This is a genomic window from Acetomicrobium sp. UBA5826, from assembly GCF_002433005.1.
Lineage (GTDB): Bacteria > Synergistota > Synergistia > Synergistales > Acetomicrobiaceae > Acetomicrobium.
This window is the reverse complement of the sequence record NZ_DJHF01000027.1, coordinates 28,473-51,558: the sequence shown is the minus strand read 5'-3', so window position 1 is coordinate 51,558 and position 23,086 is coordinate 28,473. Positions and strand designations below refer to the sequence as shown.

The following is a 23,086-nucleotide window of genomic DNA, read 5'->3' as shown; positions in this document are numbered from 1 at the left end:
CATTTAGAAAGCAACGTTTTTAACGGAGACCATTATCTTTTTGTTCTTTTGGATTTTCACTTTGGGGCCGTTGAGCTTTTCTCCCTTATTGCCCACTATCTCCCTGACCTTCTTGGGTTGATCGTCGGGATCGAATATCGCCTTAAGGGACAGAAATTTTATCCATCCACCGTTTTTCCATTCCTTCGGAAGGTCGATCATTACGAAGAATTTACCCGGGGTTATCTGGACTTTTACATCGTGGTCCTTTCCCTTGTCGTCGTCCAGCTTAGGGATCGATAGCTTTATTTGCAGGGTGGACCCTGGGGCAGGTCCGTATCCCCGCGAATGTGCAATTTGTGTCCCTTAAGGGAGATCTCATCGATGTCGAGTTTGCTGAAAAACTGATCGGCGTAGAGATTTGTAACGGATGTCAGAAAAAAAGAGATGAGCATAAAAGACGATAGAATGAAAAGAAGGCCCTTCCTTTTAAATAGTATTAGTTTAAACATAACTCACCGCCTCCATAGTAATATTTTACCATAATTTTACATTCTCAACTTGTATATTATCATTATAAATCATAAAACCCTAACCGCTCTTTTACTTACTCGACTCTTAGCCTTTACCTCGATTTCTATTTGAGATGTATCGGAGATGATCATCTCGGCGCCGTTGTAGGAGGCCGTTATTTTGCCGATCGCCCTTATCTTCCTGCCTACAATGAAATCTTTTGCTCCAAGAAGGTGTTCATTGTTATCGTATATGACCAGTTGACATCTGCTTTTCCTTTCATACAGCAGCCATCGGGAGCCCGATTTTTTGGCCTCCTCGACTCTCATGACAAGCGTTATATAACGGCCTGCAATATATGGCAGTGCCGCGTAGACCTGGTCAGGAGTGTAAACCCTCTTCCGGGCGATCTTCCAAAGCCCGACATCTCTGTCTTTTGCCCTTTTCGCGGCCTCCGAAATCCTGTCGAGATATTTCCCGTTTGGTGGTATGAAATAGGGCAGAGCCAAACCTTCCTCGACCAGCATCTCGTTTACCATCTTTTCTTCTCCCTTTTCTTCAATCCATGCGTAGGCTAGCAACCTTCCGTACCTGTCTCTTTTTTCTGCGTCCGGCTCAAACTTTATTTTTCTGCCGGCTACTAGTGAAGCGTTGAAAGCTTTGGCTTCTCTTCCTAGCTCTTCCTCTCCGCGGCTGGGATGATGAAGCTCCGGGGTATCTATGAGCAGGTATCTTACAGTTTCTTTTTCGCCACCCTCCGTCACCGCTACAACAGTATCGCCATCGATGACGTCTATTACCAGAGCTTCCTTTTCTCCTAAATTGCCCGAAAAGAGGTAAAGACATATTAAAAAAGCGGCAAGAAGCGCCTTTCGAATCAAGCGCCTCTTGCCCTTTGGCGAAACCAAGCTCTTCATGGTCTTGTTATTTCTTGCGCTCGGGGAAGAGCCTGAGCAATCCCTCTCCCTCTCTCAACCGCTTCAAATTTATATTTGTCGGCAGCAGGAATACCAGTTCGTTCGTCTGGTGCACTGTAGCCTTGAACAAATGACCCCCTGCAGTCGTCAAATCCGAAGACCCTAATACCGCGTGGAGGTGTAAGAATATTTTCCCTTCCTCCGTCTCGTTTACGGAACCCGTGAGCGAAAGAAGCTCCATCGGCTCTTCGAAGGATTTTTTTATGTACTCTTCCCCGCTAAACCAGCCCAACTCTACGTCTCTCATCATTCCTACGGAAGAGACTAAAACGGCTGATTTAATGTCCTCTTTTTTGAGCAAGGACAGAAGCGTTTCAAAAAAATCATCGCCGTCTCTCAGACGGACTATAAGATAATTATCGTCTCTAGCGTAGATAATTTTATCGGACATGTCGATCTCCCCTTTCCCTTCGTCTTCTATTCCTCGATAATTTTGTCACGCTATAATAATGATAACATAAAATCACGGAGGCATCGCAAAAAGATCGCCTGTTGTTAGGGTTTTGAAAAATAGTATATCATCGATAGGAGGTGATGGAAGATTTGAAAGTTATGACGAAAGAAGTAGCATCGGACGTCTTAGAAGGCATAATAGATGCTAACAGAGATAAATTGATGGACTATGCAAAGCTTCTGGGATTGGCAAATAGCCGTGCCCGTTTGACGGGGCCTGCCGACCCAAAGTGCATATTCGACGAACATATCGTGGACTGTCTCGCGGCCCTACAGCTTATTCCTTCCAATGTCCGAATAGTGGATATCGGGACGGGAGGGGGGTTGCCGGGGCTCGTATGGGCTGTCTGCAGAAGCGACGTATTTATCGATCTCCTGGACAGCGTCGGGAAAAAATGTCTCGTCCTGGAGGAGATGGTCCGCAGCTTAAACCTGGAAAATGTCAGGGTTCATTGCTCCAGGGCGGAGGAATTCGCATCTTCAAATAAAGGTCTCTACGATTTGGCTGCTGCCCGCGCCGTCTCCCACCTGGGCGTCCTTCTAGAATATTTTTCCCCCCTCGTCAGAAGGGGCGGCAGCTGCATGGCCTTCAAGGGGCCAAAGGGATTTGAGGAGCTGGAAGAATTCGAGGGAAAAGAGGAGAAATTGGGGTGGTCGGGGCTTGAGATATGGAGCTATGAGGTGGCGGGCAAGAAGCTTTACTTATTTACATGGAAGAAGGTAAAGGACGCACAAATAAGCGTTCCCAGAAGGGTTGGCATCCCCGAAAGAAGGCCATGGTGGAGGTGAGCCTTTTGCGTATTATAGCCGTAGCAAATCAAAAGGGAGGTGTGGGCAAGACCACCTCCTGCGTGAACCTGGCGGCAGCCCTGGGAGATAAAGGGAGAAGGGTGCTCGTAGCGGATCTCGACCCTCAAGGGCACAGTACCAGCGGATTGGGGATCGATAAGGGAAAGTTGTCTCGAAGCGTGTATGACGTGTTGATCAACGACTCGTCTCCCGATGAGGCGATCTCTTCGACGCCGTGGAAGGGGGTTTACCTCTTGCCGGCCAGGCTGGAATTGGCGGGGGCGGAGGTCGAGCTGGTGGGACTGTTGAGCAGAGAGACCAGATTGGCTAAGGCCTTATCGAAGCTGAAGGATTTCGACCTGATCCTGATAGATTGCCCTCCTTCCTTAGGACTTTTGACCGTGAACGCGCTGGTTGCTGCCGAAACGGTGGTAGTCCCCATACAATGCGAGTATTACGCACTGGAGGGGCTGTCTCAGCTCGTTGGAACCGTCGAACTGGTGCGACGCCACCTCAACGAAAGGTTACATATCGGGGGTGTCATCCTGACCATGTACGACAGCCGTACAAACCTCTCTAAAGAGGTGGCGGAGGAAGTGCGAAAGCGTTTTTCGGATGCCGTGTTCGAGACGACAATTCCGCGAAACGTTAGGCTTTCTGAAGCGCCAAGTTACGGTCAACCTGTAATTTACTATGATCCCCAGTGCATCAGTGCCAAGGCCTATATGGCATTGGCCGAGGAGGTGGAAGAAAGGTGGCTAAATCCAAGAAAGCTTTAGGAAAGGGATTAGAAGCGCTAATAGGATCATCCTTCGAGGATAAAACGGCGATGACCCCTTCAAAGGATCGGGGGTTTTTGCCCATCGACGAAATTAAACCCTCTTCCTTTCAGCCGAGACAAAGCATAAACGACGAGGGCTTGACGTCTCTGGCCGAGTCCATCAAAGAACACGGCATTTTACAGCCCCTAATAGTTAGGCGTGCCGGGGAAGGTTACGAAGTTGTGGCTGGCGAAAGGCGTTGGAAAGCTGCGAAAATCGCGGGACTTAAGGAAGTTCCCGTTGTAATAGTCGATTTGGATGATGCTCAGTCCCTCCAGGTGGCGCTCGTAGAAAATCTCCAAAGGGAGGATCTGTCGCCTATAGAAGTGGCCAAGTCCCTTTCGGAGATGATAAAAAGGTTTGAGATGACACATGAGGAGGTGGCCTCCCGCCTGGGATGGAGTCGCCCCCTTGTGTCGAACAAGCTACGTTTACTTGACTTGCCTGTAGAGGTGCAGAAGCTGCTCGAGGAGGGAAAGATATCGGAAGGCCATGCAAGAGCTCTTTCGGGATTGTCCTCCGGAGATGACCAAACAGTCCTTGCCCGAAAGTGCGTGGTCCATTCCTGGTCGGTGAGAAGGCTTGAGGATGAGATAAGCAGGCTTAAGGCCTCGGGCGATGCAAGAAGAAAGAAGACCTCTACCGTTGAACTGCCCCTCGGCAAAAGCCACGGCCTTAAAGTAGTCGTAAAGAAAAGTCAAGACGAAAGCAGGTTGATCATAGGAGGTTTGGACGACAAGAGAGTCGAAAGGCTTGTAAAGTTTCTCGAGGAAAACATTGATTCGCTGTTCGATCGGGGCGTATAATTTAAAATGAATTTTAAATTAAATTTCGAAGATATAGCGATTTTCGCAAAGGTTGTCTCTGCTGCCCTTTTGATCGTAGGGTTCGTCTTGTTGGGATACTATTTGGGCCTTTATTTTGAGGACAGATATGGACTGGGCAGGTCGATACCCCTTTGGGGTGCCCTTTTGGGCGCAGTCCTCGGGTTATTACAGTGTTGGAACATGATAAAGTCCATAGCGGATAAGCTTAAAAAAGATAGAAGGGAATAATTAGAAGGGGGGCTAATCGCATGAACATGGGGCTTGAAGGAAAGGTAGCATTGGTCCTGGCCTCCAGTTCTGGCTTGGGAAAGGCCATTGCGACGGAGCTTGCGAGTGAAGGAGCGAATGTAGTAATTTCCTCCACGAACGAAGAGAAGCTGAAGATTGCAAAGAAGGATATAAAAGAAAGCACCGGAAAAGAGCCTCTACATTTCGTCTGCGACGTAACCAAATCTGGCGATATAGAAAAGCTTGTCAGCTTTGTCGTTCAAAAGTATGGCACCATTCATATCCTGGTGAACAACGCCGGCGGACCTCCCCCGGGAAGGTTCGAAGATTTTCCTGACGATGTCTGGCAAAGGGCTTTCGAGCTGACTCTCCTGAGCTTTGTTAGGACGACCAGACTTGTATTGCCCTACATGAAAAAGATGCGCTGGGGCAGGATACTCAATTCCACCTCATCTTCCATCAGGGAGGCAATTGATAATTTAATACTTTCAAACACATTCCGCCTCGGCGTTGTGGGCATGACGAAGACCTTGGCCCGCGAAGTGGCACCCTATAACATATTGGTCAACGTTATCGGCCCAGGAAGGTTCAAAACGGATCGCATAGAGCAGTTGGATAAAGCTGCGGCAGAGCGCCAGAACCTCTCGCTTGAGGAAGTTCGCTCTGCCATGTTGAGACAAATTCCTATGGGCAGGTATGGCGATCCCCGGGAATACGGCCGTCTGGCCGCGTTTCTCTGTTCCGATGCCAACAGCTACATCACGGGACAGACGATTATCGCTGACGGAGGGATGCTCAAGGCTGTGCCCTAAGGAATCTGTAAAACCACTTACACCGATTTTTGTTCCGGCCAGGTCCAGCCTTGCTCTAAGTGGCATACATCGTCGAGAAGCAAGATGACTGCCTTACCCTTATCGTCTTCCTCCACTATGGATACGCTGCAGTTTGAGAACTTGAAACTCCAGTACTTCGAGAGGGGAAGCTCGAGCCAATGGCAGAGAAGACATTTGATCACGGCGTCATGGGTCATTATAATAGCCTGCTCTTCTCCGCTTTCCCTTGTTTTGGTCAAAACCCTTAAGGCCCGTTCCTGAACGTCCCTCAGGCTTTCGCCATCGGGCATTACGACCTTATCGGGCTCTTTGTGCCACATCTCAAAGGATTCCGGATAAAGACGTTTCACCTCTTCCACATGAAGGCGTTCCCATTTGCCGTGATCTATCTCCATCAGGCCCTTTTCTGTGAGTATCTCATATCCGCCGCTTTCGGCCAGGAGTTCTGCCGTTTGCAATGCCCTCTTAAGGGGGCTGCACCATATCCTTGCCTTTCCGATCCGGGAAGCGAGGCTCGCAGTAAGCTTGGCTTGAAGCAGGCCCTTTTCGCTTAAAGGCGTGTCCTGCTTTCCCTGAAATACGTCCTTGGCGTTCCAGGTAGTTTCTCCGTGTCTCATGAGGTAGTATCGCAACATCTTCACTCTCCTTTGAGGTTTATCAGGTGGGCCCAGATTAAATCTGCATCTTTTTGGATCTTTTCCATTACCTCTTTTGGAATGCTGCTGTCAAGTTGAAGGGCAGCGATTGCAAGCCCGCTCCCGTTTTTCCTCCCCAAGGCAAAGTTTGCGATGTTTACTCCGTAATCTCCCAGCAATGTGCCTATCTTTCCTATGACCCCAGGCCTGTCATGGTTGGAAAAAAGAAGCACCCACCCCTCGGGAACGAAATCTATCTCGTAATCATCTACGCCTACTATTCGCTTTTTGCCCTCCTCCGTCACCGTTCCCGCCATGAAAAAGGTCCTATTTTGAGATTTCACTTCGATGGCAAGTACATTTTTATACGTCCTTGCCTCTCGCCTGCTCTCGAAGACGCTTATACCATGTTCTTTTGCGAGAAGAGGCGCCGACATGGCGTTCACTTCAGGGCCCAGCCTCACCTCGAGAAGCCCCTTAAGAGCCGCTGCCGTGAAGGGCATATATCTGTAGGGCACTTCAAAGGGCAAGCTTATCTCTACCTCTTCAAGTAAGGGTCCGGCCATGGCCACGGTGATCTCATCAACGTGTTCCTTGATGACACAAGCCGCTATCATGCCCATCCTTCTGGCAAGCGACAGAAACTCCCTTTCCTGAAGGGTCATCTTGTTTTCCATATAGGGGAGGTTTACGGCATTTTCGTAGGGTTCGCCCGATAGCGCTTTTATGAGGTTTTTCACCACGATCTCGGCGACGGCTCTTTGGGCCTCCCTGGTGTTTGCTCCTATATGGGGTGTTACGACGACCTTCTCTATTAAGGAGGGGTCGAAAAGGGGGCTTTCCTTTGCCGGTTCGACGACGTGGACGTCGAAAGCAGCCCCAGCCAACCTGTCTTCCTTGAGTGCCTTCGCACAGGCTCCTTCGTCTACGATCCCTCCTCTGGCACAATTTATCAGATATGCCCCTCTTTTGATCGATTTCAGAGTTTCTTCGTTGATCATGTTTCTGGTCTCGTGAGTTAGGGGCACGTGAAGGGTTACAAAATCTGCGAGGGATAAAGCTCCCCTTAGGTCGCCCAGACGTTTAACTCCGAGGTTTTCGGCCTTTTTCGGATTTATGTATGGATCGTAACAAAATATCTCCATTCCCAACGCTTTTGCCCGTGTTGCCACTGAGGAGCCTATTCGCCCCAGGCCAACTATCAAAAGGGTCTTTCCGTAAAGTTGTGTCCCGAGAAACTTCTCCCTCTTCCACTCCCCCGACAGCAGTGAATTGTTCGCCTGCGGGATTTTTCTTGCGATCGAAAATATCATCCCCATGGTGAGCTCCGTGGCGGCAAGAGTATTACCCGTGGGCGAGTTGAGCACTATGACCCCCATCTTGCTCGCAGCGCCTAAATCGATATTGTCTACCCCCACTCCGACTCTGGCCACCACTTTCAACTTTTTGCCTGCTTCCAGCAACTTTTTGTCCACGGCAGTTCCGCTCCTGGTAATAAGGGCGTCGATGTCTTTGACGGCATCGTAAAGCTCATCCTGCGACATGTTCAATCGAAGTATTGCCTCGATGTCAGGTGCCTCATAGAGTTCCTTCAAGCCCTCTTCGTGAATATGTTCTGTTATTAAGACTTTAAACATAAATTCCCCCCCTTTTAGAAATATAAAAATGGGCCGGAAGATGTCGCCTCCGGCCCATTTTGTAGCTTAAAGTAAAAATTACGAGATTCTACGAGCTTTCATGCGGCCAAAAGCAACACTCTTCCCTATCCTGGTTTCGGGACCAGGATCGAGAGTTGCTACCGTTGCCGCATGACATGGAAAATATTATTTTTTTAGGCATCATAATATTGCCTCACCACTTCGTCGAACCTTAAATTTCGTTTTTTATAATACTCAAGAGAAAAGTTGTCAAGCCCCCTTTGGCTTTTTTCTGAACTTTAAATATACCTCTGCTGCAAGATAACCGATGGCGGCGATGATTATTATCGCTGCGCCCGACGTTAGATCGAAGGTGTAAGCTGCCGCCAGGCCCGAGACGGAAAAGAACATGCTCAAGAGAAAGGACGTGGCCATCATCCCCGCCAGGGACCGGCAAAACTTTTCTGCTATGTAGGGAGGGATGGAAAGAAGGGCTATTACGAGAATAAGTCCGACGATCCTTATCGTAAGCACCACGGAGAAGGACACCAATACTATAACCGTGAAATGAAGGACGTCCACAGGCACTCCCCTCGTTCGGGCGTAGTCTTCATCGTAGGAATAGGCCAGTAAATGCCCGTAAAAGAGTGGTACAAAAGCACAAAGTGCCAGGCTCAGTATTGCCATGTACAATATGTCTTCTTTAGCGACCATGAGTATGCTGCCAAAGAGATAGCTCATCAGGTCTGCCCCATACCCTGGAGTGAGGTCCGAAAATATCACCCCTGTAGCCATCCCCACGGCCCATATGATGCTGATCACCGTATCGGCCCTGGAGGCCATCCTCAAAGTCGTCCAAGCCATGAAAAGAGAGGAGGCAAGGGCAAAACCGATTGCTCCAAGCTGGGGCGAAAAGCCTAAATACAATGCCATTCCTATGCCCCCGTAGGCCGCATGAGCTACCCCTCCAGCCATGGATACCAGTTTTTTGCTGACTACAATCGTTCCCATGATCCCGCATATGACGCTTGCCAGGACAGCAGCAGCCAGTGCGTTTCTCATGAACTCGTATTGGAGGGCCTCAAGCATCGCGATCACCGTCGTGTTTGGCCAGTACTCTGTGGGGAATGCCGTGGGCTACCAGCTCCACGGGGCAGGATCCGTAGGCCATCTGGAGCATCTCAGAAGTTATCTCCTTTGAACCGTGATAATAGACCGTGCCGTTGATGCAAGCCACGGCTGTGGCATAGCTCGATATCACGGTCATATCATGACTTACGAGTACTATGGTTATCTTTTCGTTCAGCTCCCTCAATCTGTCGTATAGTATCCTTTGCGCTTCGACATCAACGCTTGCCGTCGGCTCGTCCAACAACAATATCCTTGGTTGAGAGACCAGTGCTCGGGCGATTAACACGCGCTGTCTCTGTCCCTGCGAAAGCTCTCTCATCTTGGCGTTGGCATATTTGTCCATGCCCATGATTTCAAGTGCCTCCTCGGCGGCCCTTCTGTCCTCTTTCGTGTAAAGGAATTTCAAACCCCGCAACCTTCCCATGAGCACCACGTCGATGACTCTGACGGGAAAATCCAGATTTATATTTGTGTTTTGGGGGACGTAACCCAACAAGTGCGAAGCCTCTCTTGGCGTGTATTCGCCAAAAAGGATGATCTTTCCCCTTTGAGGGGAGCAAAGCCCCAGCATCAGTTTCAGAAGCGTGGTCTTTCCTCCTCCGTTTGGACCGATAATGACCAGAAATTCCTTTGTCGGCACTGAAAAGGAAGCCTGCCGGAGCACGAAGGTACCGTTGTATGAAAACCAGACGTCTTCGAAATAGATATCCTGTGGGCCTGTCATCTTGAAACCTGCCTAGAGAGCCTCGCAGACAATTTCAACCATGTATCTTAAGTTTTCGTCCCATTTCTTGGAGAGGGGGTCAATCTCCACGATCTCCGCTCCTATGGCGTCAGCAATGGTCGTAGCGCTTCTTTTCGAATGCTGAGGAGAGACGAAGAGCACTTTAATTCCTTCTTTTTTGGCATCTTCGATTAAACGGGAAAGTTGAGCACCCTTGGGTTCCTTGCCTTCCTGTTCCACGGAAACTTGAATTAAACCGTAATCTCTCGCAAAATAACTCCATGCAGGGTGAAAGACCAGAAATTTCATCCCCCTTGCTGACTTTGACCTTTCCCATAACTCCTCGTCCAGTTTTGCTATGCTTCTCAGCAGTTCCAGATAATTTTTCCTGTAGATTTCTACTTCTTCTGGGTTTGCGGAAACTAGCCCCCTGTAGATATTTTCCGCTATCTTAAAAGCGTTTAAAGGTGAGGTCCAAATGTGAGGGTCGAAGCCATCCTCCCCTTCATGGCCTTTATGTGCTGCATCTTCCATATATGAAATTCCATAACCGGTGTTGGTTATTGTCAGATTAGGGTTCGTGGCCTTTATTTTCGTCAAAAGGTTCCTCTCAAAGGGAAAGTTTGTGGAAAAATATAACCTTGCCTTTGAAAGGTCCGCCATTTGTTTCGGTTTTGGCTCATATACGTGAGGATCGTCGCCAGGATTTATGAGCGATTCCACCCTCATCGTTTCCCCCACTATTTTTTCGACAAAATAGGCAATAGGCGGCACCGAAACGAAGACTATCTCTTCATTATCTGCAAATGCAGATGTGTTTTTGCCCAAAAACAACGATATGCTTAAAAAAAGCAAAAGTATCTTAATCAGACCTCTGCGTCCTATCGTCCTGCCCATCCTTAGAATGTCCTCCTTTGCTACATTGTGCACATAAGCCCTCTACCGTAAGGAGCAAAAACTGAGGCTCGAAGCCCATTTTTTCGAGATTTCCTATATCCTTCGAGTCCAGCTCCATCGTTTTAAGGCAAAATAATCGCCTGCATTTCCTGCAATAAAAGTGGGGGTGTTCAAAGCCGCAGTTGTCGATCATCCCGTAGTATCGACAACTGCCGATCTCGGCCACGCATCTGAGCAAGCCTGCTCTTTCAAAGGTCTTAATCGTCCGATAAACGGTGGCAAGGTCCACCCTTTCCCTGAATTTATCTTCAGCAAGCGTTCGATGCAATTCCCCTGCCGTGAAGTGACAATTGCACTCCTCTATTTTTAGAAAAATTGCAACTCTCTGTTTCGTTGCTGCCAGGCCCTTGCTCCTTAAAATTTCACTTGCTGTATTTTCGTTCATGAGAAATATTTTATGTCATTTGCAAATAATTTGCAAAGAACCAATAAATTTCCGATAGTGCCTACGGAAGTTGATTATAATAAAGGAATAAATGCGAAGGAGGTTTCGCCGATGTCCGAACACGATCGCCATAGGCCAAGAAAATCCGGGGATAGAACATTCGTTATAAATTGGTACAGCTTCCAAACTTTACTGATGCTACTGAGTTTTCTCTGTATTGTGGCCGGAGGTGCCGTCTTGCGCTCGGCCAGAAGTGTTGTCATGCCTCTGGTCATTGCATGGCTAATTTCTTTTATATTTAAACCGGCGCTGTTGAAACTTGAAAAGAAGAAAATACCTCGAGGTCTGGCCGTCTCTCTGATCCTAACGCTATTTTTTGTCATTTGTCTATTGGTCTTCGCATTGCTTTACAGGAGGATACTGCCCTTTGTCAATGCCTTTCCGAATTATTATGGCCGCTTAATGAATATAGTTCAGGAGATAGGCCAAAAAACCAACCTGCCTACGGATCTTTTGATGGAATTCGACCTCGGAAAGCGACTTACCCCGTTGCTTTTTGCCCTTCCCGGTACAGTTATCTCGTTGATTAGCAATTTTTTCCTTATAGTAGTTTTTTTGGTGTTCATATTGCTCGGCACTCCGGCGTCCACGGAGAGGCTCAGGCGCGCCTTTTCTTTAACCATGGCGGAGCGGGTTCAACAAATAATAAATTCAATTTCATATCAGATCAGTCGATACTTGCTCACGACAGTCGTCATAAGCGCATCGACGGGTGTAGCCGTATGGCTTGCTCTCTCAGTCATAGGTGTCGATTTTTCCGTCAACTGGGGAGTGTTGGCCTTTGTGCTTAACTTTATACCCTACGTCGGCTCTTTGATTGCTTCCATTCCCCCCATATTGGTGGCTTTAGTGCAGTTTTACCCCGACATAAAACCTGCGATAACTACATCAATTGCCCTTTTGGTCATACAGATGAGCATAGGGAATTTTCTTGCACCCAAAGTAGTGGGAGACGCCCTCAACATCAATCCCATCGTCGTACTCCTGTCGCTCCTTTTTTGGGGCTGGCTCTGGGGGGGAGTCGGTGCGGTTTTAGCCGTTCCTATAGCAGTAGTTATTAAAATCACCTGCGAAAACGTGCCCATATTACGCCCAGTTGCAATTCTAATGGAATCAAGGCGCACAAAAAAATAAGGCAGCCTCGAGGGCTGCCTNNGCCGTAATTTACCGTCTTTTAAGTTTTTCTATCATTTTGGGTATTATCTCGTAAATATCGCCGATGATCCCCATATCGGCGTATCTGAAAATGGGGGCCGACGGGTCGCTGTTTATGGCCACTATCATTTCGGAGTCCCTCATTCCGGCCAGATGCTGCGGACTTCCCGAAATGCCGCAGGCGATGTAAAGTTTTGGCTTGACCGTATTGCCACTAAAACCTACTTGATGTTCCTTCCCTATCCATCCTTCGTCCACGAGAGGCCTGCTCGATCCTACGACTCCTCCCAAAAGCTTCGCGAGCTCCTCTAACATTTTGAAGTCCTCCGCCCTTTTGAGTCCCCTTCCGCCCGATACTATGACTTCAGCGTCGGGAAGGTTGATGCCCTCGATAACTCTTTCGTCAATTACCTCCCAGGAGGGGGCATTGGGCAGCGGCGTCATCTTCACGATAGTGCCCTCTCTTTTTTCGTCCCTTTTGGCGCGCTGCATGACCTTGTATCGCACCGTTGACATACTTGGAGAGGTTTTGGTCTTTATGTGGGCCAATATATTTCCCGTGAAGGCTGGCCTTATCTGGATAAAGGCCCCATCTTCGTCTATTGAAAGATTCGTACAATCTGCCGTCAGGCCGGTTCGCAAGGAAGCGGCAACCCGAGGAGCAAGGGACCTCCCTATATGGGTCGATCCAAAGAGGATGGCGTAGGGATTTATCTCCTTTGCCAAAGCTACGATATTCGTCTTATATAAAATCGGATCGTAATTATACAAAGATGAGTCTTCGAAGAGATAGACCTTTTTTGAACCATAATAAATTAACTCCTGCGCTTCGCCTTCCGCGTCTCTCCCCAGGAGCACCGATGAGACCATGAGAGGAAGGCGATTGCTCAATTCAATGGCCTTGCCCAGAAGCTCAATTGTGACGGGGTGAACTCTGCCTCTGCGTTGCTCGGCAAAGACCAGTATTTCTCTTTTATCATTAGCGGTCATATCAAATCCCTCGATTCCAACATGATCATGATCTCCTTCAATCCGCTTTCGGGGTCTTTATATATTTTGCAATCCCTCTGCCCTTCCTCTGGCACCTCTATCTTGTATACCCATGTTGGTGATCCGTTAAAACCCAGCCGACCTTCGTCGGCTTCGATCCCCTTGGCATCCATCTTCTTTACCTGGGTCTTTCTGGCATTGAGCTTTTCCCTGAACCCCGGAAGGCGTGGGGTGTTTATGTCCTTGGTGACGGAGACAAGCAATGGAGGGCTGGCCTCCACCTCGTATATGATGTTCTCAAGCTCCACTCTTGCCTTGAATTTCCCATCTTCGTAATTCAACTTAGACGTATAGGGGAGGTATGGTATGCCAAGCCACTCCGATACCTCGCCTCCCACTTGTCCCGTGTCGCCGTCCACGGTCTTTTCGCCGCAGATCACTATGTCGAAGTCGCCTGTGGACTTAATCGCCTGAGACAGGGCATAAGAGGTCGCCAAGGTGTCAGAACCCGCAAACTTCTTGTCCGTGAGCAAAATGGCTTCGTCGACGCCCCTGGCTATGGTGTCCTTGAGGGTTTGCTCTACATCGCTCGGGCCCATGGATATGGCTGTTATCCTCCCGCCGTGACGCTCTTTAAGCCTTACGGCCTCCTCTATGGCGTTGAGGTCGAAGGGGTTGATCTCCTGTGGTGCCGAACTTCTGTCCACCACTCCCCTGACTGCGTCGAACTTCACCCTTTCTATGTCGGGCACGACCTTTGTCAGCACAATTATATTCATGGTTTGCTACCTCCAATTTTTCGCGATAACCTGTAAATTGCCACATATTATAGCACAATGTCATGTTCTCATAACTCATTAGTTAAGTCTTTGAAATACTCCTTTGGATCGCTGGACCCGATATTCCACGATCATGTTATAATCCAGGCGGAACCATATATAATGTGGACCTCAAAAATGTTTCACGTGAAACATTTTTGAGGTGGAAACGGAAGGGATGGAGGGAATTGCGATGGACGTTCTCCATGCACCGTGGCGAATGAAATATATAGACAAATCGAACAAGGAAAAGATAGATTGCATATTTTGCGAGTTCATAAAAGAAAGGGAAGACGAAAAAAGGCTAATATTATACAGAGGCAAAAAAGCCTTCGTAATGTTTAACGCCTTCCCTTATAACCCGGGGCACCTAATGGTGGCGCCCTATCGCCATACGGGCAATTACGACGAATTAAATCAGGAGGAGATACTGGAGATAAACCTCCTCGTCCAAAAGTGCTTAAAAGCTCTTAAAAAAACTATGGATCCCCATGGATTCAACATCGGAATAAACATGGGAAAAGTTGCAGGAGCCGGTTTCGAGGGCCACGTTCACGTGCACATAGTCCCCAGATGGGAGGGTGACACTAACTTCATGCCCGTCGTCGGAGAGACAAAGGTGATACCGGAAGCCCTGGATGTCACCTACAGGAAGCTAAAGGAGGCGTGGGAGGAATAGTTGACGGAAGATCAAGTTTACCTGGAACCCAAAAAAGGAGCCGCGGTAGAGATTGTTATAAAGAGGTCTCGCTTCATCGGCCATCTTGAAATAGCGCGCTCGACCGAAGATGCAAGGAAATTCATAAGGACCATATCGAAGGAGCACGCAAATGCCACTCACAATTGCTGGGCCTACAGGGTAGGGGTAGATCTTCTTCGTGGTGAGCACTATTCCGATGCAGGGGAACCTTCGGGTACGGCCGGCAAGCCTATATTGGGGGAGATCGCCCGGGCCGGCCTCACCAATACGGCGATAGTAGTGACTAGGTACTTCGGCGGAGTCAAGCTGGGAGTGAGGGGACTCATAGAAGCTTACAGCCTATCCGCAAAAGAAGCGATTAAAGCAGCGGGAACGGTCAAAAGAATTAAAAGCAGAAAAATAAAAATAGAGGTGCCCTACGACAAACAAAGCCTAATTTACTCCAGGTTTAGATCCATGGGGGTGGAGGAGTCGATGTGGGAAGCCCACTATGGGGAGAAGGTGCTTCTTCTCGGTCACATTCCCCTTTCTCTCGTGAAGGAGGCCGAGGAAATGCTAATCAGTTATGCGGGGCAGGGTTGGGTAGTTAGATGGGAATGGGTTATCGACCGATAATTTCTGGAGGTGAAAGCCCCTATGTCTAATTCTGAAATTAAATCTATAATCCTGGCGGGATTGTTCGTCTGTCTGACGGCAGCGGGAGCATGGATTAGAATTCCCTTTCCTCTCGTTCCTTTAACTCTACAGGTATTTTTCGTTCTGCTTTCCGGTATGTGTTTGGGACCGAAGTGGGGTGCCATGTCTCAGGTCGTATATATAGGCATGGGCTTGATGGGGTTGCCCGTCTTTGCTGGCACGAGCGGGCCTCATATCATATTTTCTCCTACCTTCGGCTACTTGATAGGCTTCATAGTCGCTTCCTACTTGGCCGGAAGCGTTTCGAGGGGGAGTGGGAAACTCCTTCGTTTTCTTTTAGGGTCATTTCTTGGCGTGGGCGCGATATATTTTTGTGGAGTTACGGGTCTTTACCTGAATTTAAACTACGTGTTGGGGAAAGACATATCATTGTTGGGTGCCCTTAAAATCGGAGTGCTGCCTTTTTTGGCGGCCGACACGCTAAAGGCAGCTGCGGCTACCATACTTGCCTACAGGATCGTGCCGCAGCTCAAGACAATTGAGCCTCGGGTTGGGTTGGAGACAAAGCGTTGATCTATGGCTTTTGTTGGATCAGAGGTTCGATGAACTGAATCTCCGAATCCCAGGGAAACAGAATCCAGGTGTCCTGGCTGACTTCCGTCACGTAAGTATCAACGTATGGCCTTCCGTCCGGCTTGGCATAGACGGTGGCAAAGTGGGCATGAGGAAGCATTTGCCTCACGATCCTCGCTGTTTTTCCCGTGTCCACCAAATCATCGATTATGAGCGCGTTCTCGCCATTCAGCCCCTCTATACTTTTTATGATCTTCAATTCTCCTTGTTCCTTTAATGTGTAGCTTGAGACGCATACGGTATCCACATAGTGTATATCCAACTCCCTGGCAATTATCGCAGCCGGAACCAAGCCGCCCCGCACGACGGCGATTATCTTATCCCACCTCTGTCCTGTATCTATCAAGCGCCAAGCCAAGGCCTTGCTATCCTTGTGCAGTTGGTCCCACGATACTGGGTAGGTCCTTCTGTAACGATCTTTGTCGGTCATTTTGCATCTCCTCTTCTTTGTTATTGATATTATTGCGATTTGAAATGCCCTGATCCTTTTAGTGAGGTTATATTTTAGCATTAATTTTCCATTTGAAAAAGCGATATCCTTCGCGATGCTATGTTTGTATATATTATAATATCAGCGTATTAGGAGATATTATATGCCGATTGCGAGGCTAGTTTGATAAAGAGCGTCATTGATGAAGTTATGTTATAGTTTTATTAAAGTTTTTCCTTAATTGTAGAGCGTTGGAAAAGAAGGTAAAATTTTATGTGAAGGTTTTTAAATTTTAATTGGGAGGTTGATGTGGAATGAGGAAGATGGCTCTTATTGTCGCTCTCTTAACACTCTGTCTTTTCAGTACCGCTGCCATGTCCTTCGAAGCCGTACCCGCAGACAAGCTCAAGGCTGCCTGGCTTTACAACGGTCCCATAGGCGATGGTGGATGGACCTACATGCACGATCTTGGAAGGCTCGAAGTGGAAAAGGCTTTTCCCGCCGTGACTACCATGTATGTTGAATCCGTTCCGGAGGGGCCCGATTCGGTCAGGGCAATGGAGAACTTCATAAGAAACGGAGCAAAGGTGATCTTCGCCACCTCCTTTGGATACATGGATTATGTGCAGGAAGCGGCGAAACGCCACCCTGACGTCATTTTCATGCACTGTTCGGGCTTTAAGATGGCTGATAACGTGGGCATATATTTCGGCAGAATGTACCAGGCAAGATATTTGTCCGGTTTGGTTGCAGGCAGCATGACTAAGAAAAACGTGATCGGTTTCGTTGCAGCTCATCCCATCCCGGAGGTGATCAGGGGGTTAAATGCCTTTACCTTGGGCGCCCGCAGAGCCAACCCAGACGTTAAGGTAAAGGTAGTATGGCTATTTTCCTGGATCGACCCCGGAAAGGAGAAGGAAGCAGCCAAGGCTCTGGTCGATGCTGGAGCTGACGTGCTTGCAATGCACGCCAACACCGGATCCGTACCTCAGGCTGCGGAAGAGGCCGGGGTTTACGTCGTAGGTTACAACAACGACATGTCCCAATATGCTCCCACAAAGCATCTTACGGCGCCCGTCTGGAATTGGGGAGTGGTTTATAAATACACCGTCGAAAAGGTGATCAACGGCACCTGGGAGCCGGAAGACATATGGTGGGGTTTGGATAAAGGCATGGTGGCGTTAGCTCCCTACGCCAAAGATGTTCCCGATGCCGTTAAAGACCTGGTGGAAGGAGAAAGACAACGCATTGCGTCCGGCGAGTGGGATGTGTTCGAAGGGCCCATTAAAGACAACAAGGGGAATTTGATCGTTAAAGAAGGCCAAAAACTTACCGATCAGGACCTCTTGTCGATGAATTGGCTGGTCGAGGGCGTAGAAGGAGAATTACCTAAATAAACTGCAAAGAGCACGCAAGCATTTGCTTACGTGCTCTTTTTTTACCGATTGGGCGGAGATTAAATATGGCTGAAAAACTTCTTGTAAATATGCGTGGAATAACAAAGACCTTTTACGACATAAAGGCAAACGATAATGTGAATTTTGACCTGAAGGTAGGCGAGGTCCACGCCCTGCTTGGGGAAAACGGTGCCGGAAAAAGCACGCTCATGAGCATATTGTGCGGTTTGTACCAACCTGACGAGGGCACGATCGAGCTGGAGGGTCGTGAGGTGGTGTTTCATTCGCCCAAAGATGCTATAGCCCAGGGCATAGGCATAGTTCATCAACACTTCATGCTGGTGCCAAGCCTCACCGTCTGGGAAAACATGGCTCTGGGCAGTGCCGAGAGGAATTTTACAGTAAAAGAAAGCGCTACATGTGCCAGGATAAGGGAGCTGTCGGCCAGATACGGCCTTGACGTGGATCCTTTGTCTCCGGTATGGCAGCTTTCCATAGGTGAACAACAGCGGGTTGCTATCCTGCGGATGCTTTTTCATAAAGCCAAAATACTGATATTGGATGAGCCCACCTCGGTGCTGACTCCGCAAGAGACCGAAAAATTGTTCGAGACTGTTAAGCATATGAAAGAAGAGGGTTTTGGCATAGTTTTCATATCACATAAGCTGAAGGAAGTGTTTGAGATCTCCGACAGAATAACTGTCTTGAGGCGCGGCAGAGTTGTTGGTACTTTGCCCGCCCGCGAAGTTACGGCCGAAAAGCTGGCGGAGATGATGGTAGGAAGCGGTGGGGTAGGGGAGATAAAAGTCGGCGTAAGCCGTAAGCCCCCTGGCAAGCCTATTTTCATCGCAGAAGAGATTAGGGTCAGAAACGACAAAGGTCTTGTCGCGGTTGACGGCGTTTCGCTGACCTTAAGAGAAAACCAGATACTTGGCATCGCAGGCGTCAGCGGAAACGGACAGGGCGAATTGGCCGAGGCCCTGGCAGGTATGAGACACATAGAAAGAGGAAGGCTGTATTTTACAGTGGACGATGTAACTTCTGCATCGGCTAGGCGCATGGTAGATCTCGGAGTTAAATATATACCTGCCGACAGGAAGGGCGTTGGGCTGGTCCCCAATATGAACGTCGCAGAAAACGTGGCACTGAGAAAGTATTGGCGCCCTCCCTACAAGAGAGGTTTTTTCATCGATTGGGATGAGGTATACAGGGACTCAGGATGCCTCATCGAAAGTTACGACATCCTCACTCCCGGCATTGACGTTGCAGTCAGGATGCTCTCGGGAGGTAATCAGCAAAAGCTCATATTGGCCAGGGAGTTATCGGACAACATGAAGGTCGTGATTGCGATGCACCCCACTTGGGGGCTCGACGTAAAGGCCACTGCATTCGTTAGAGAAAAGTTGCTTGCAGCTAAGGAGGAGGGTGGAGCAGTTTTGCTTATATCCGAAGATCTGGACGAACTTCTCATGCTGAGTGACCTGTTGGCTGTTATGTATAGGGGCAAGTTGATGGGAACTATTGAGGCCCCCGATAGAAGCCACATAGAAAAAATAGGGCTTATGATGGCAGGAATAGCCTCGGATGGACAGGGGGCAAAGGAAGAGCATGATTAAAATTGAAAAGAGATTTTACATATCCAAAGGACAGGAGCTTTATATAATACTTGCCTCCATTATTTTAGCCCTTCTAAGCGGAGCCTTGATGCTTGGACTTATGGGCGTAAATCCGTGGGAAGCCTACGGAATGATGCTCAAAGGCTCGTTAAGCGACTTTTACGGAATCAGCGAAACACTTGCGAAGACGATACCTCTTGCCATGTGTTCCCTGGCTGTTGGTCTCGCCTTTACCATGGTGGTATGGAATATAGGTGCCGAAGGGCAATTCGTCATGGGTGCATTGGCTTGCACGGCCTTCGTGAGGTACTTTTACACCGACAGCGCCATAGTAATGTTAGTCTCCATGGTCCTTGCCTCGTCCCTGGCCGGAGGGTTCTGGGGGGCTTTCGCTGGATTCTTAAAGGCGCGCTGGAACGTAAACGAAATTATCACGACTTTGATGATGAACTATATTGCCATCCTTTTGTTGCAGTACTTCGTCTACGGCTCCTGGCGTGATCCGACGAGTTTGGGCTTTCCCATGACCCCGGTTTTTCCCGAGAGCGCACGCCTTCCTCAGTTTTTTGCCTCCAGGGTCCACGCCGGCCTGTTTTTTGCCCTTATTGTCGCCCTGATCCTCTGGATTGTCGTTAGAAAGGGCGTATGGGGGTATGAGATAAGGGTTAGTGGCCAGAACCCCAGGGCAGCGGATTACGCGGGCATCAAGTCAGCCAGAAATGTGATTTTAGTCATGTTCCTGTCCGGAGCCATAGCCGGACTGGCCGGTATGGCAGAGATGGCCGGCTTGCACCGCAGATTACAGCCCGGTTTTGCCGTAGGGTATGGCTACACGGCGATAATTATCGCATGGCTTGCTAGGCTTCATCCCTTCACGATTATTTTCGTCTCCTTCTTTTTCGGAGCGCTCTTCGTTGGCGGAGAGAATCTCCAAATAGCCATGCGTCTCCCGCTTTCGACGGTTCAGATACTCCAGGGTTTGATACTCTTTTTTCTTCTCGGCGGGGAGTTTTTCAGAAGCTACCGAATTAGCCTGACCTTCAAAAAGAGGTGATCTGCGGTGGAATTGATCGTTCCAATCCTTGCTGCTGCCGTAAGAAGCGGTACGCCAATTCTGTATGCCACTTTAGGAGAGATAATAACCGAGAAGTCCGGCGTTTTGAACCTGGGGCTCGAGGGCATCATGCTGATCGGCGCATACACCGGCTTCATAGTGACCTTTAATACGGGATCGCCCCTTTGGGGTTTGGCGGCGGCCTTTTTAGCCGGAGTGGCCGTAAACGTGATACACGCATTTTTGTGCATCAGCTTAAGGGCAAATCAGGTCATATGCGGGCTTGCCATGACCATGTTCGGAACGGGGATGAGCTCGCTTTTGGGTAGAAGCTACGTGGGTCAGACCATTTCGGGACTCGGGGTCATGCCCCTACCGGGGCTGTCTTCTTTGCCCGTTGTGGGGCCTGTTTTTTTCAATCAGGACCCCATGGTTTATATGTCCTATTTTCTCGTCTTCCTCGTTTGGTTTTTGATCTTTAAGACAAAATTTGGACTGAAGATGAGGGCCGTGGGCGACAGCCCTCTTTCCGCAGAGGCGGCAGGAATATCAGTGTCCACAGTTAGATATATTTCGACGCTTCTTGGCGGAGGATTTGTTTCCCTCGGAGGCGCCTACCTTTCCGTTGTCTATAGCCACATGTGGGTGGAGCTCATGACGGCGGGAAGGGGTTGGATAGCAGTCGCGCTCGTAATTTTTGCTATATGGCACCCCTTCAGGGCTGCCCTTGGGTCATACCTTTTCGGTGGAGTAGAGGCGCTTCAAATGAGAATTCAAGCAGGAGGTACGTCCATTCCGGCCCCCCTTCTGATGATGCTTCCCTACATATTGACCATAATGGTATTGGTTATGATATCTGTCTTAAAGGGCAGAGGAAGGTTCCTGGGTTCACCAAGCGCCTTAGGGCTTCCCTTCTACAGGGAAGAAAGAGAATAAAAAATAAATATCCCCTCACAGAAGGGTCGACAGGTCTTTCTGTGAGGGGTGCAAAAAGCTAGTTACAGTTTTCCAGCAAAGGTCTTCGCTTGTGGACATGCCGCCCTATAGAAAAAATAGCAATATTTCCCTTATAAAGGTCAATATAAGTCAATCATTTATTACCCTTAAGAAATGTCTCCCTTCGGGAAACTCTTCAGTGATTCTTCAATATCCTCTGCTACATCCTCATATAGCAAGAGTAAGGTCGGAAGTATTCATTATAGTGCATCAGCTGCGACTTTAATTGATCATCCTCAGGCATTTGGCTGAATGCTCCTTAGGGTGTTTTATACAACCCACAGTTTGCCCCCTTCATAAACTATAGATGGGGCAATTTATTTTGTCATGCCTCGGGCGATTGGGTGAGATTGCGCAGTAGCATATGGAAAAAGTTTTTGCTAATTTTGGGCGTCAGTTTTATAACATAAAGCGTAAGAAATAACTGATCAATATTGATCTATTGGGACGATGGTAAAATGGACTTACTTCAATTTGACCGAAGGACGAAGGTGAGGGGCACGAAACACGAAGCTTTAAACTATAAGATTTCTGATGGCCCTCTGATCTTGGGCCATTTTCTAAGGAGAAAGAATCGTTTCGTAGTTCAGGTGGAAATCGAAGGCGCTGCGACCTTTGCTTACCTCCCAAATCCCGGAAGGCTTTGGGAGATCCTTTTGCCCGGCGTTTCGCTCCTTCTTGCTCCTTCGAAGGGAGAGCTGCCCTTTGTGGTTATGGCTGCAAAACGCCGGGGTGATTGGGTGTTGCTGCACACTCATGTAGTAAACGACGTTGTAGATTGGATGATACGCCACGATCTCGTCCCGGATTTGTCAGGTGCGAAAATTTTGGAGAGGGAAGTGGCTGTCAATAAAAGCCGTATTGACTTTCTTCTTGAAAGATGCGGGAGAAAGATCTTCCTCGAGGTAAAGTCCTGCACACTCTTTGGCAGTTATGTCGCCGCCTTCCCCGATGCCGTTACGGCAAGGGGTAAAAGGCACATAGAAGAGCTTGCCTTGCTTGCGAAGGACGGCTATGAGGTCGCGCTTTTATTTTTAGTTAATTCCTTACGGCCGAAGTTTTTCCTTCCCGATTACCATACCGACTTGGCCTTTTCGGAGGCTCTGGCGGGAAACCGCCATGCGGTCGACGTTATGCCCCTGGGGGTGCGTTGGAGTGAGGAAATGAAGATGGGCGATTTGCCGGCGAAGTTGCCCGTTCCCTGGGGTTTAATAGAGGAAGAAATGGCTGATAGAGGCGCCTACTTATCTATCTTTGAAGTCGACGGCTTCAGGGAAATAGAAATAGGCGCTTTGGGAAGGGTACAACTGCGCCCAGGTTTTTACGTCTATGCAGGTTCGGGAAAGAAAAACCTGACTGTTCGTATAAACCGTCATTTACGAAGACGGAAGGCGCTTCATTGGCATGTAGATTATTTACGGGAAGTTTCCGAGAGCGTTTTAAACCTACCCATAAGGACCGCCGATGATATCGAATGCGATTTGGCAGCCTCCATGAAAGAAATTGCCAACGACATCGTTTCGAATTTCGGTTGCAGTGACTGTCGGTGCGATTCCCACCTCTTTTATTTTTCCTCCGACCCGTTGAAAAGGTCGGATTTCATGGATAGATTGTTGTATTTTCGCTTTGACAGGCTTTGGGATAAAATAAATACTCGACAATGGGAAGAGTGCAAGTAGAAGCTTGCAAGTATTGAGCCCAATTCGTGAGAT

27 protein-coding genes are annotated in these 23,086 nt (G+C 48.6%); 14 read left to right on the top strand and 13 right to left on the bottom strand.

Annotated elements, in window-relative coordinates; genetic code table 11:
* Nucleotides 1-3 precede the first annotated feature (3 nt).
* The 4 genes from B3N34_RS09645 to B3N34_RS09630 form a co-directional block, all read right to left on the bottom strand.
* Nucleotides 4-201 carry a hypothetical protein gene (locus tag B3N34_RS09645; RefSeq protein ID WP_286977718.1) on the bottom strand — a complete coding sequence of 66 codons (198 nt, stop codon included), beginning with the start codon at nucleotides 199-201 and terminating at the stop codon, nucleotides 4-6.
* A gap of 83 nt (nucleotides 202-284) precedes the next feature.
* Nucleotides 285-491, bottom strand: coding sequence for a hypothetical protein (locus B3N34_RS09640; RefSeq protein WP_286977717.1), 207 nt, complete (start codon nucleotides 489-491; stop codon nucleotides 285-287).
* Between the two features lie 69 nt (nucleotides 492-560).
* A complete protein-coding gene (locus tag B3N34_RS09635) occupies nucleotides 561-1,409 on the bottom strand; it encodes a thermonuclease family protein (protein ID WP_286977716.1) in 849 nt (282 codons plus the stop codon).
* A gap of 7 nt (nucleotides 1,410-1,416) precedes the next feature.
* Nucleotides 1,417-1,860, bottom strand: coding sequence for a PPC domain-containing DNA-binding protein (locus tag B3N34_RS09630; protein ID WP_286977715.1), 444 nt, complete (start codon nucleotides 1,858-1,860; stop codon nucleotides 1,417-1,419).
* A 143-nt stretch (nucleotides 1,861-2,003) separates the two neighbouring features.
* On the opposite strand from B3N34_RS09630, the gene rsmG reads away from it, so the two are divergent.
* From rsmG to B3N34_RS09605, 5 genes are read left to right on the top strand one after another with little or no spacing between them, the layout of a single operon-like run.
* A complete protein-coding gene (gene rsmG / locus B3N34_RS09625; RefSeq protein WP_213697564.1) occupies nucleotides 2,004-2,711 on the top strand; it encodes a 16S rRNA (guanine(527)-N(7))-methyltransferase RsmG in 708 nt (235 codons plus the stop codon).
* The gene (locus tag B3N34_RS09620; protein ID WP_286977712.1) at nucleotides 2,699-3,490 is read left to right on the top strand and encodes a ParA family protein; all 792 of its coding nucleotides are present in this window, start codon (nucleotides 2,699-2,701) and stop codon (nucleotides 3,488-3,490) included. The genes rsmG and B3N34_RS09620 overlap by 13 nt, the downstream gene beginning before the upstream one ends.
* Nucleotides 3,466-4,338: a ParB/RepB/Spo0J family partition protein gene (locus B3N34_RS09615; RefSeq protein ID WP_286977711.1), complete on the top strand. Its 873-nt coding sequence runs from the start codon at nucleotides 3,466-3,468 to the stop codon at nucleotides 4,336-4,338. Before B3N34_RS09620 ends, B3N34_RS09615 begins: the two co-directional genes overlap by 25 nt.
* A 6-nt stretch (nucleotides 4,339-4,344) precedes the next feature.
* The gene (locus B3N34_RS09610; RefSeq protein ID WP_286977710.1) at nucleotides 4,345-4,587 is read left to right on the top strand and encodes a sodium-dependent proline transporter; all 243 of its coding nucleotides are present in this window, start codon (nucleotides 4,345-4,347) and stop codon (nucleotides 4,585-4,587) included.
* A 20-nt stretch (nucleotides 4,588-4,607) separates the two neighbouring features.
* A complete protein-coding gene (locus B3N34_RS09605) occupies nucleotides 4,608-5,399 on the top strand; it encodes an SDR family oxidoreductase (RefSeq protein ID WP_286977708.1) in 792 nt (263 codons plus the stop codon).
* Between the two features lie 17 nt (nucleotides 5,400-5,416).
* Here B3N34_RS09605 and B3N34_RS09600 read toward each other — a convergent pair whose 3' ends face one another.
* The 6 genes from B3N34_RS09600 to B3N34_RS09575 all read right to left on the bottom strand — a co-directional run bounded on the left by B3N34_RS09600 (nucleotide 5,417) and on the right by B3N34_RS09575 (nucleotide 10,889).
* On the bottom strand, nucleotides 5,417-6,055 hold the full coding sequence (locus B3N34_RS09600; protein WP_286977703.1) for a histidine phosphatase family protein: 639 nt from the start codon (nucleotides 6,053-6,055) through the stop codon (nucleotides 5,417-5,419).
* A 2-nt stretch (nucleotides 6,056-6,057) separates the two neighbouring features.
* Nucleotides 6,058-7,692 carry a phosphoglycerate dehydrogenase gene (gene serA, locus B3N34_RS09595; protein ID WP_286977701.1) on the bottom strand — a complete coding sequence of 545 codons (1,635 nt, stop codon included), beginning with the start codon at nucleotides 7,690-7,692 and terminating at the stop codon, nucleotides 6,058-6,060.
* A 270-nt stretch (nucleotides 7,693-7,962) separates the two neighbouring features.
* Complete coding sequence (locus B3N34_RS09590; protein WP_286977699.1) at nucleotides 7,963-8,781, bottom strand: metal ABC transporter permease; 819 nt, start codon at nucleotides 8,779-8,781, stop codon at nucleotides 7,963-7,965.
* Nucleotides 8,774-9,547 (bottom strand): metal ABC transporter ATP-binding protein, encoded by a 774-nt coding sequence (locus B3N34_RS09585; protein ID WP_286977696.1) that lies wholly within the window; start codon nucleotides 9,545-9,547, stop codon nucleotides 8,774-8,776. The genes B3N34_RS09590 and B3N34_RS09585 overlap by 8 nt, the downstream gene beginning before the upstream one ends.
* A 12-nt stretch (nucleotides 9,548-9,559) precedes the next feature.
* A complete protein-coding gene (locus B3N34_RS09580; protein ID WP_286977683.1) occupies nucleotides 9,560-10,444 on the bottom strand; it encodes a metal ABC transporter solute-binding protein, Zn/Mn family in 885 nt (294 codons plus the stop codon).
* Complete coding sequence (locus B3N34_RS09575; protein WP_286977674.1) at nucleotides 10,410-10,889, bottom strand: Fur family transcriptional regulator; 480 nt, start codon at nucleotides 10,887-10,889, stop codon at nucleotides 10,410-10,412. Before B3N34_RS09575 ends, B3N34_RS09580 begins: the two co-directional genes overlap by 35 nt.
* Before the next feature lie 111 nt (nucleotides 10,890-11,000).
* On the opposite strand from B3N34_RS09575, the gene B3N34_RS09570 reads away from it, so the two are divergent.
* The gene (locus tag B3N34_RS09570; RefSeq protein ID WP_286977671.1) at nucleotides 11,001-12,083 is read left to right on the top strand and encodes an AI-2E family transporter; all 1,083 of its coding nucleotides are present in this window, start codon (nucleotides 11,001-11,003) and stop codon (nucleotides 12,081-12,083) included.
* A gap of 30 nt (nucleotides 12,084-12,113) precedes the next feature.
* Here the strand turns inward: B3N34_RS09570 and B3N34_RS09565 are convergent, their stop codons facing one another.
* Both B3N34_RS09565 and B3N34_RS09560 read right to left on the bottom strand, forming a co-directional pair.
* Complete coding sequence (locus B3N34_RS09565) at nucleotides 12,114-13,094, bottom strand: electron transfer flavoprotein subunit alpha/FixB family protein (protein ID WP_286977662.1); 981 nt, start codon at nucleotides 13,092-13,094, stop codon at nucleotides 12,114-12,116.
* Entirely contained in the window at nucleotides 13,091-13,873 is a 783-nt protein-coding gene (locus tag B3N34_RS09560) for an electron transfer flavoprotein subunit beta/FixA family protein (RefSeq protein WP_286977658.1), read from the bottom strand. The genes B3N34_RS09565 and B3N34_RS09560 overlap by 4 nt, the downstream gene beginning before the upstream one ends.
* Before the next feature lie 232 nt (nucleotides 13,874-14,105).
* On the opposite strand from B3N34_RS09560, the gene B3N34_RS09555 reads away from it, so the two are divergent.
* Genes B3N34_RS09555 through B3N34_RS09545 form a run of 3 tightly spaced genes read left to right on the top strand, consistent with a single transcriptional unit; the run spans nucleotide 14,106 to nucleotide 15,821 of the window.
* A complete protein-coding gene (locus tag B3N34_RS09555; protein WP_286977656.1) occupies nucleotides 14,106-14,591 on the top strand; it encodes an HIT family protein in 486 nt (161 codons plus the stop codon).
* Entirely contained in the window at nucleotides 14,592-15,227 is a 636-nt protein-coding gene (locus tag B3N34_RS09550; RefSeq protein ID WP_286977654.1) for an IMPACT family protein, read from the top strand.
* A 21-nt stretch (nucleotides 15,228-15,248) separates the two neighbouring features.
* The gene (locus tag B3N34_RS09545; protein WP_286977652.1) at nucleotides 15,249-15,821 is read left to right on the top strand and encodes a biotin transporter BioY; all 573 of its coding nucleotides are present in this window, start codon (nucleotides 15,249-15,251) and stop codon (nucleotides 15,819-15,821) included.
* A gap of 1 nt (nucleotide 15,822) precedes the next feature.
* Here the strand turns inward: B3N34_RS09545 and gpt are convergent, their stop codons facing one another.
* Nucleotides 15,823-16,311 carry a xanthine phosphoribosyltransferase gene (gene gpt / locus B3N34_RS09540; protein WP_213697551.1) on the bottom strand — a complete coding sequence of 163 codons (489 nt, stop codon included), beginning with the start codon at nucleotides 16,309-16,311 and terminating at the stop codon, nucleotides 15,823-15,825.
* A 314-nt stretch (nucleotides 16,312-16,625) separates the two neighbouring features.
* Between gpt and B3N34_RS09535 the strand changes: the two genes are divergently transcribed.
* The 5 genes from B3N34_RS09535 to sfsA all read left to right on the top strand — a co-directional run bounded on the left by B3N34_RS09535 (nucleotide 16,626) and on the right by sfsA (nucleotide 23,053).
* Nucleotides 16,626-17,708 carry a BMP family ABC transporter substrate-binding protein gene (locus B3N34_RS09535; RefSeq protein ID WP_286977645.1) on the top strand — a complete coding sequence of 361 codons (1,083 nt, stop codon included), beginning with the start codon at nucleotides 16,626-16,628 and terminating at the stop codon, nucleotides 17,706-17,708.
* Nucleotides 17,709-17,773: 65 nt separating this feature from the next.
* Entirely contained in the window at nucleotides 17,774-19,324 is a 1,551-nt protein-coding gene (locus B3N34_RS09530; RefSeq protein WP_286977640.1) for an ABC transporter ATP-binding protein, read from the top strand.
* A complete protein-coding gene (locus tag B3N34_RS09525) occupies nucleotides 19,317-20,378 on the top strand; it encodes an ABC transporter permease (RefSeq protein WP_286977632.1) in 1,062 nt (353 codons plus the stop codon). The genes B3N34_RS09530 and B3N34_RS09525 overlap by 8 nt, the downstream gene beginning before the upstream one ends.
* A gap of 6 nt (nucleotides 20,379-20,384) precedes the next feature.
* The gene (locus tag B3N34_RS09520; protein WP_286977629.1) at nucleotides 20,385-21,314 is read left to right on the top strand and encodes an ABC transporter permease; all 930 of its coding nucleotides are present in this window, start codon (nucleotides 20,385-20,387) and stop codon (nucleotides 21,312-21,314) included.
* 518 nt (nucleotides 21,315-21,832) lie between these two features.
* Nucleotides 21,833-23,053, top strand: a complete 1,221-nt coding sequence (gene sfsA, locus B3N34_RS09515; protein WP_286977621.1) for a DNA/RNA nuclease SfsA — start codon at nucleotides 21,833-21,835, stop codon at nucleotides 23,051-23,053.
* Nucleotides 23,054-23,086 lie beyond the last annotated feature (33 nt).

Excerpts from the sequence above, each read along its gene's own strand:
- B3N34_RS09565 (WP_286977662.1), bottom strand. The coding sequence starts at position 13,094 with ATGACCGCTAATGATAAAAGAGAAATACTGGTCTTTGCCGAGCAACGC.
- B3N34_RS09605 (WP_286977708.1), top strand. The coding sequence starts at position 4,608 with ATGAACATGGGGCTTGAAGGAAAGGTAGCATTGGTCCTGGCCTCCAGT.
- B3N34_RS09545 (WP_286977652.1), top strand. The coding sequence starts at position 15,249 with ATGTCTAATTCTGAAATTAAATCTATAATCCTGGCGGGATTGTTCGTC.
- B3N34_RS09610 (WP_286977710.1), top strand. The coding sequence starts at position 4,345 with ATGAATTTTAAATTAAATTTCGAAGATATAGCGATTTTCGCAAAGGTT.
- B3N34_RS09575 (WP_286977674.1), bottom strand. The coding sequence starts at position 10,889 with ATGAACGAAAATACAGCAAGTGAAATTTTAAGGAGCAAGGGCCTGGCA.
- B3N34_RS09535 (WP_286977645.1), top strand. The coding sequence starts at position 16,626 with ATGAGGAAGATGGCTCTTATTGTCGCTCTCTTAACACTCTGTCTTTTC.
- sfsA (WP_286977621.1), top strand. The coding sequence starts at position 21,833 with ATGGACTTACTTCAATTTGACCGAAGGACGAAGGTGAGGGGCACGAAA.
- B3N34_RS09585 (WP_286977696.1), bottom strand. The coding sequence starts at position 9,547 with ATGACAGGCCCACAGGATATCTATTTCGAAGACGTCTGGTTTTCATAC.
- B3N34_RS09600 (WP_286977703.1), bottom strand. The coding sequence starts at position 6,055 with ATGTTGCGATACTACCTCATGAGACACGGAGAAACTACCTGGAACGCC.
- B3N34_RS09590 (WP_286977699.1), bottom strand. The coding sequence starts at position 8,781 with ATGCTTGAGGCCCTCCAATACGAGTTCATGAGAAACGCACTGGCTGCT.
- B3N34_RS09525 (WP_286977632.1), top strand. The coding sequence starts at position 19,317 with ATGATTAAAATTGAAAAGAGATTTTACATATCCAAAGGACAGGAGCTT.
- B3N34_RS09570 (WP_286977671.1), top strand. The coding sequence starts at position 11,001 with ATGTCCGAACACGATCGCCATAGGCCAAGAAAATCCGGGGATAGAACA.
- B3N34_RS09580 (WP_286977683.1), bottom strand. The coding sequence starts at position 10,444 with ATGGGCAGGACGATAGGACGCAGAGGTCTGATTAAGATACTTTTGCTT.
- B3N34_RS09555 (WP_286977656.1), top strand. The coding sequence starts at position 14,106 with ATGGACGTTCTCCATGCACCGTGGCGAATGAAATATATAGACAAATCG.
- B3N34_RS09560 (WP_286977658.1), bottom strand. The coding sequence starts at position 13,873 with ATGAATATAATTGTGCTGACAAAGGTCGTGCCCGACATAGAAAGGGTG.
- B3N34_RS09630 (WP_286977715.1), bottom strand. The coding sequence starts at position 1,860 with ATGTCCGATAAAATTATCTACGCTAGAGACGATAATTATCTTATAGTC.
- B3N34_RS09620 (WP_286977712.1), top strand. The coding sequence starts at position 2,699 with ATGGTGGAGGTGAGCCTTTTGCGTATTATAGCCGTAGCAAATCAAAAG.
- gpt (WP_213697551.1), bottom strand. The coding sequence starts at position 16,311 with ATGACCGACAAAGATCGTTACAGAAGGACCTACCCAGTATCGTGGGAC.
- B3N34_RS09645 (WP_286977718.1), bottom strand. The coding sequence starts at position 201 with ATGATCGACCTTCCGAAGGAATGGAAAAACGGTGGATGGATAAAATTT.
- B3N34_RS09635 (WP_286977716.1), bottom strand. The coding sequence starts at position 1,409 with ATGAAGAGCTTGGTTTCGCCAAAGGGCAAGAGGCGCTTGATTCGAAAG.
- B3N34_RS09530 (WP_286977640.1), top strand. The coding sequence starts at position 17,774 with ATGGCTGAAAAACTTCTTGTAAATATGCGTGGAATAACAAAGACCTTT.
- serA (WP_286977701.1), bottom strand. The coding sequence starts at position 7,692 with ATGTTTAAAGTCTTAATAACAGAACATATTCACGAAGAGGGCTTGAAG.
- B3N34_RS09640 (WP_286977717.1), bottom strand. The coding sequence starts at position 491 with ATGTTTAAACTAATACTATTTAAAAGGAAGGGCCTTCTTTTCATTCTA.
- rsmG (WP_213697564.1), top strand. The coding sequence starts at position 2,004 with ATGGAAGATTTGAAAGTTATGACGAAAGAAGTAGCATCGGACGTCTTA.